Genomic DNA, 5,701 nt, shown 5'->3' on the forward strand with positions numbered 1-5,701 from the left:
TACCGGGTGCACCGCGACGCCGTCGCATCTACTCTGGGGAGATGCCGTCCGCTCATCATCTGGTCGCGTTCGCGATCACCGCGTTCATCATCATCGTCGTCCCGGGCCCGAGCGTGCTGTTCATCGTCGGCCGGGCGCTCGCCGTCGGGCGCCGGGAAGCCGTGCTGACGATGGTCGGCAACACCCTCGGCGCCGCGGTCATGCTGGTACTGATCGCCGCCGGGCTCGGCACGCTGATCGCGGCGAGTGCGATCGCGCTGACCGTGGTGAAGCTCGGCGGCGCGGCGTACCTGATCTATCTCGGCGTGCACGCGTTCCGGACCCGCAAGTCGCTGGCCGAGACGCTCGCGACCGGCATCAAGCCGAGCAGCGGGCGGAGGACCGTGCGGCAGGGCTTCCTCGTGGGCGTGACCAACGCCAAGACCGCGGTGTTCTTCGCGGCCGTGCTGCCGCAGTTCGTCGACAAGGGCGCGAGCAGTCCGGCCTGGGCGCAGATCCTGATCCTCGGGCTGATCTTCACGCTGATCGCGCTCTGCTCGGACAGCATCTGGGCGTTCGTCGCCGGTACGGCGCGGGAGTGGTTCGCCCGCTCCCCGCGCCGCCTCGAGCTGGTCGGCGGCACCGGCGGCCTGATGATCATCGGCCTCGGCGCCAGCATCGCGGTTTCGGGGACTAAGGACTAGTACGACGTCCGGCCGGGACACCCAGCAGGGCGAGTACTGCGGGAAGCCCGAACGCGACCAGGTACGCCAGTACCGCGGAGTGCGGCTCCATTGCCGCGAACAACGATCCGCCGATCGCCAGGATCGTTGCCGTTGACAACGAATCGCTGAGTTGCGCGGCCGAGCTGTTCGCGCCCTGCTCGTCCCGTTCGGAGTACTCCAGGACCAGCACCGACAGGGTCGGGAACACCGTCCCCATCCCGAACCCGGTCAGGCTCCAGCCGAGGATGCCGACCAGGATCGGTACCTGCGGACTGAGCGTCAGCGCCGCGGTGATGATCCCGAGCACGATCGCCACCATCCCGGCCTGCAGGAAGACGGCATGTGAGAACGGCTGCTTCGGGCGGCCGCGGTACCACGACGCCGCCGACCAGCTCAGCGCGCTGACCGTCAGCACCAGGCCTGCCAGCGCCGGGGACAGCCCGCGCTGCCGGGTCAGCATCAGCGGCAGGAACACCTCCGCGCCGAACCCGGCCGCCGCGACCAGCCCGCGCAACGCGATCACCGACGGCAGCCCGCGCCCGAACGTGAACGTCCCCGACGGCAGCAGCCGCGGGCCGAACCCGACCACCCCGGCCAGCCCGATCGCCAGCAGCACGATCTGGAGTACGCCGCGCTGCTGGCCGCCGTAGTGCAGCAGCCCGACACCGACCGCCGCCGCGATCGCCCACACCGCCCGCTTGTCCCACAGCTTGCCCGGACGTACGTCGTACGCGCTCCCCCGGGCCAGCCCCGGCCGCATCACGAGCACGGCCGGTATCGCGATCACCGGCACCGCGAGGAACACGATCCGCCAGCTGGTGTGCTCGACGATCAGGCCCGCGATCGTTGGCCCGACCAGCGATGGTACGACCCAGCCGGTCGCGAACGCGGCGAAGATCCGCGGGCGCAGGCGGGCCGGGTACAGCTGGCCGACGACGACGTACAGCGCGACCATCAGCAGCCCGGAGCCGAACCCCTGGATGACCCGGCCGACGACCAGGATCTCCATCGACGGCGCCAGGCCCGCGATGATCAGCCCCGCCAGGAACCACGCCGTACCGTGCCAGAGCGGGCGCGTCGGACCCTTGAGATCACACCAGGTGCCGGAGACAACCATCGCGACGACTCCGGACGCGAGTGGCCCGCCGAACGCGAGCGCGTACAGGCTGAGCCCGTTGAGCGACTGCGCCACGGTCGGCATCGCAGTCGCGACCGCCAGCGACTCGAACGCGGTCAGCGTGATCAGCGCAACCATTCCGATGGTGAGTGCGCGGTACTGCGGAGAGAGGACGCCATCGGTCTCGGTGACCGGCTCGGCAACGGTGGTCATGCCGAGAACTGTCGGTCCTCAAGTGCGCTTTAAGTCAACTAGAGAACGGCGGCGAGGACCAGCGCGACGATCGGCGGGACGGCCTGGGCTGCCGCGGCGCGGGCCATCCGGCGGTCGGAGGCGACCAGTACGACGCCGGCGCCGGCCATGCACGCACAGGCGAACAGCGCGATCGCGTGCCCCTTGTCGCCGCCCCAGATCAGGCCGCCGAGCGCGCCGATCGCCAGGAACAGGTTGTAGAACCCCTGGTTGAACGCCCACGGTCGCGCGGCCTCGACCTCGGTCTCCTTCACCAGGAACCGGCCGTACGTGCTGGGCTTGCGGAACAGCAGGCTCTCCATGGCGAACACGACCACATGGAACAGCCCCGCAATAACCACGAAGATCTGCGCGATCACGTTCATGCGGGGAACGTACCGCTACGCGCGCCAATCCGTGGCGAAGGCGCGCGCTGGGTTGCTCCGGAACGCCGCCTCGGCGACGTCGGCGCCGAAGTACTGCGTGATGCGGGGGCGCAGGTGGGTGAGCAGGTACGGCATGCCGGGGCCTTCGCCGGTGGCGGCGCGGGCGCGGGCAGTGGTGGTGTCGCCACCGAGCAGCAGGCGATCGGCGTACCCGGCGTCGATCAGTGCGCCGAGGCAGTCCATCAGTCGCGGGTCGGTCGCGCTGTTGGCCCGCGACGGACCGTCGAACGCGAGCCACGCGCCGCGGCGTGCGAGCTCGAGGTGCACGCGGTGGTCGGGGAAACGGTTCAGGTGCCCGAGGATGACGGCGGCCGGGTGTACGTCGAGGGTGTCGACGAGCAGATCGAGTACGGCGTCCGCGGCGGAACCGAGCTCGTGGTGGACCGCGATCGGAGCGTTCGTGGCGTGATGCGCCTCGGCCGCGGCGCGGATCACGTGCGCGGCGTGGTCGTCGAGCACGTGGAACCCGCCGGCGACCTTGATCAGGCCGGCCCGGACCTGGGTGTCGCCGATCCCGGTCGTCAGCTCCTGCACGAAGAGCTCGGTCAGCTGGTCCTGCACCTTGTCGACGTACCCGTCCGGGTAGTGCTCCCGCCGATGCAGCCCGGTCGCGGCGACGATCGCCACACCGGTGCGGGTGGAGATCCCCGGGAGCAGGTCGGCGCGGCGGTTCAGCCCGTGCGGCGTCCACTGCACGATCGCCTGCCCGCCGGCGTCCGCGAACGCCCGTACCTCCGCAGTCGCCGCCTCGCCGTCGTCCATCACCTGCTCCGCAGGCAACGCGGCCGATCGAAAGAACAGATGATCATGCGAGTCGGTAACGCCCAGCGCCCCGGGCACCAGATCATTCAAAACCGTACGAACCCGCATCCTCGCCCTCTCCGTCAGCCACCCCAAACGGTAACCGCTCCCGGCTCGCGACCGTTTGAGAGGTTCACCCCTCGGGTTGGCCGTTAGCCGCCTGCCTACAGACCTGTAAGGGGCTTGGTCAGGCGTGAACCTCTCAAACGCCGAGCGCCGGTGGGTGGTGCGGGGCGTGTCACGCACAACACCCGCTCCGGTGGTGCCGGAGCGGGTGCGATGGTTGGGTCAGGCGGCCTGTTGGCCGGACGGGCGGCGGCGGCCGCGACGGCGGTTGGGGCGGCCGGAGCGGGTGCCTTGGTTGCCCTCTGCCGGGGCTCCGCCGCCTTGGGCGGCGGATCGGCCCGCTCCGGTACGGGCGGCTGCGCTGCGGTCGGCTGCGGGGCGGTCGGATGCTCCGCGGTTGGTGCCGGAGCGCCTGCCGCCGGGGCGGCGGGACGAACGGCCCGTGGAGGGCTGGTTGGTGGGGGTTTCTTTCGGGGCTGGGGTTACGTAGGTGCGGTCGCCGGGGGCCAGCTCGGTGAGGAGGGGGTGGCCGGGGGCGAGTTTGGTGGTGGTGGGGGTGATGCCGGCCTTGCGGGTCAGGTCGCGGACGTCGTTGAGCTGGTCGTCGGTCATCAGCGTGACGACCGTGCCTTCGGCGCCGGCGCGGGCGGTGCGCCCGGAGCGGTGCAGGTAGGCCTTGTGCTCGACCGGCGGGTCGGCGTGGATGACCAGCGTGACGCCGTCGACATGGATCCCGCGAGCGGCGATGTCGGTGGCGACCAGCGTGCGCGCCGTACCGTCGGAGAACGCCTCGAGGTTGCGCGTCCGCGCACCCTGCGACAGGTTCCCGTGCAGCTCCACCGCGGGCACGCCCTGGGCGATCAGCTTCTTCGTCAGTGACTTCGCGCCGTACTTCGTCCTGGTGAACACCAGCGAACGACCCGGCGCGGCGGTCAGGTCGACCAGCACCGGCAGCCGCGAGTCCGGCCGGACGTGCAACACGTGGTGCGTCATCTTCGCGACCGGCGACCGCGCCGAGTCCACGCTGTGCGTGACCGGATCGGTCATGAAACGCCGGACGAGTACGTCGACCCCGGCATCGAGCGTCGCCGAGAACAGCAACCGCTGAGCGGTGGCCGGCGTCAGGTCGAGGATCCGCCGTACGGCGGGCAGGAACCCGAGGTCCGCCATGTGGTCGGCCTCGTCGAGCACGGTGATCTCCACCGCGCCGAGCTTCGCGTGCCCGGCCTGGACGTGGTCCTCCAGCCGGCCGGGGCAGGCGACGACGATGTCGGCGCCCTTTCGCAGCGCGGTGATCTGCGGGCCGTGGCCGACGCCGCCGAAGATCGTCATCGAGCGCAGCCCGAGCTTGTCGGCGAGCGGCGTGATCGACGCCTGGATCTGGGTGGCGAGCTCACGGGTCGGCGCGAGGATCAGCGCGCGCGGCTGGTTCGGCCGGCGCTTGCCACCGCTGGCGGCGAGCCTGGCCAGGACCGGCAGCACGAACGCGTAGGTCTTGCCGGACCCGGTCCGGCCGCGGCCGAGAACGTCCTTGCCGGCCAGCGAATCCGGCAGCGTCGCCGCCTGGATCGGGAACGGCGTGTCGACCCCGCCGGCCGCCAGCGCGGCGACCAGGGCGGCAGGTACGCCGAGCTCGGCGAACGTACGGTTGTCAACGGCAACCGTCTCGACGACGTCGTCGCCGAGGGTTCCGGGATCGTTGCTCTCAGCAACCTCAACCCCGGCGGCGGACTGCTGGTTGCGACCGCCTCCGGAGCGCCGCCGACGGCGGGGCCGCGCGGACTCGCCGCGCGGATCACCCGCGGCGGCCGGCTTGCGGTTCTGGGAAGTGGATTGGTTGTGCGTGGTTGTAGACGTGGGGCGGCGGGCCGCCATAGAAGTACTCCAAAGATCGGGGGTCGTCCTGCCCGGCGCGGCCGGGTGGGCCGCGGCGCGTGGTGGTCGACTGCTGGCGCACAGTAGAAGTGCGCTCACCGGCCCGAGGCAGAACTGGGCGGGCCGTCAGGAACAGTGTACGGCACGGATGGGTGCGGCCGGCCGGATTATCCCCAGGACGCTCGTCACACGGGTTACCTTCTGCTCGTGACCGAGTTCCGAGTGGATCCGCCCACCGCCGCCGACGAACGTACGCTCCTGCAGGGTTTCCTCGACTTCCACCGTGGCACGCTGCTGTGGAAGGTCTCCGGGCTGACCGGCGAGCAGCTGGTACGCCGTACCGTCGAGCCGTCGTCCATGTCGTTGATCGGCCTGGTCCGGCATCTCGGCGAGGTCGAGAAGTACTGGTTCCACCGCGCGCTCGCCGGCCACGACTCGCCCGCGAAGTACTGGACCGAAGC

At 70.9% G+C, this 5,701-nt stretch carries 6 protein-coding genes; 2 read left to right on the forward strand and 4 right to left on the reverse strand.

Annotated elements, in window-relative coordinates:
* The first annotated feature begins 41 nt into the window (after window positions 1-41).
* Complete coding sequence (locus VFF46_RS09755) at window positions 42-683, forward strand: LysE family translocator (protein ID WP_325036730.1); 642 nt, start codon at window positions 42-44, stop codon at window positions 681-683.
* Here the strand turns inward: VFF46_RS09755 and VFF46_RS09760 are convergent.
* From VFF46_RS09760 to VFF46_RS09775, 4 genes are all read right to left on the reverse strand, one after another.
* Window positions 673-2,034 carry an MFS transporter gene (locus VFF46_RS09760; RefSeq protein ID WP_325036731.1) on the reverse strand — a complete coding sequence of 454 codons (1,362 nt, stop codon included), beginning with the start codon at window positions 2,032-2,034 and terminating at the stop codon, window positions 673-675. The genes VFF46_RS09755 and VFF46_RS09760 overlap by 11 nt on opposite strands.
* 38 nt (window positions 2,035-2,072) lie before the next feature.
* Entirely contained in the window at window positions 2,073-2,438 is a 366-nt protein-coding gene (locus VFF46_RS09765) for a DUF1304 domain-containing protein (RefSeq protein ID WP_325036732.1), read from the reverse strand.
* 15 nt (window positions 2,439-2,453) lie between these two features.
* Window positions 2,454-3,368 (reverse strand): hypothetical protein, encoded by a 915-nt coding sequence (locus VFF46_RS09770; RefSeq protein WP_325036733.1) that lies wholly within the window; start codon window positions 3,366-3,368, stop codon window positions 2,454-2,456.
* A gap of 219 nt (window positions 3,369-3,587) precedes the next feature.
* Entirely contained in the window at window positions 3,588-5,240 is a 1,653-nt protein-coding gene (locus VFF46_RS09775; protein ID WP_325036734.1) for a DEAD/DEAH box helicase, read from the reverse strand.
* A 207-nt stretch (window positions 5,241-5,447) separates the two neighbouring features.
* Here VFF46_RS09775 and VFF46_RS09780 point away from each other — a divergent pair.
* On the forward strand, window positions 5,448-5,701 hold a 254-nt coding region (locus VFF46_RS09780), incomplete at its 3' end, for a DUF664 domain-containing protein (protein WP_325036735.1).

This window comes from Kribbella sp., assembly GCF_035655035.1.
Taxonomy (GTDB): Bacteria; Actinomycetota; Actinomycetes; order Propionibacteriales; family Kribbellaceae; genus Kribbella.

Coding starts and splice junctions, on each gene's coding strand:
- VFF46_RS09755 (WP_325036730.1), top strand. CDS start 42: ATGCCGTCCGCTCATCATCTGGTCGCGTTCGCGATCACCGCGTTCATC.
- VFF46_RS09760 (WP_325036731.1), bottom strand. CDS start 2,034: ATGACCACCGTTGCCGAGCCGGTCACCGAGACCGATGGCGTCCTCTCT.
- VFF46_RS09765 (WP_325036732.1), bottom strand. CDS start 2,438: ATGAACGTGATCGCGCAGATCTTCGTGGTTATTGCGGGGCTGTTCCAT.
- VFF46_RS09770 (WP_325036733.1), bottom strand. CDS start 3,368: ATGCGGGTTCGTACGGTTTTGAATGATCTGGTGCCCGGGGCGCTGGGC.
- VFF46_RS09775 (WP_325036734.1), bottom strand. CDS start 5,240: ATGGCGGCCCGCCGCCCCACGTCTACAACCACGCACAACCAATCCACT.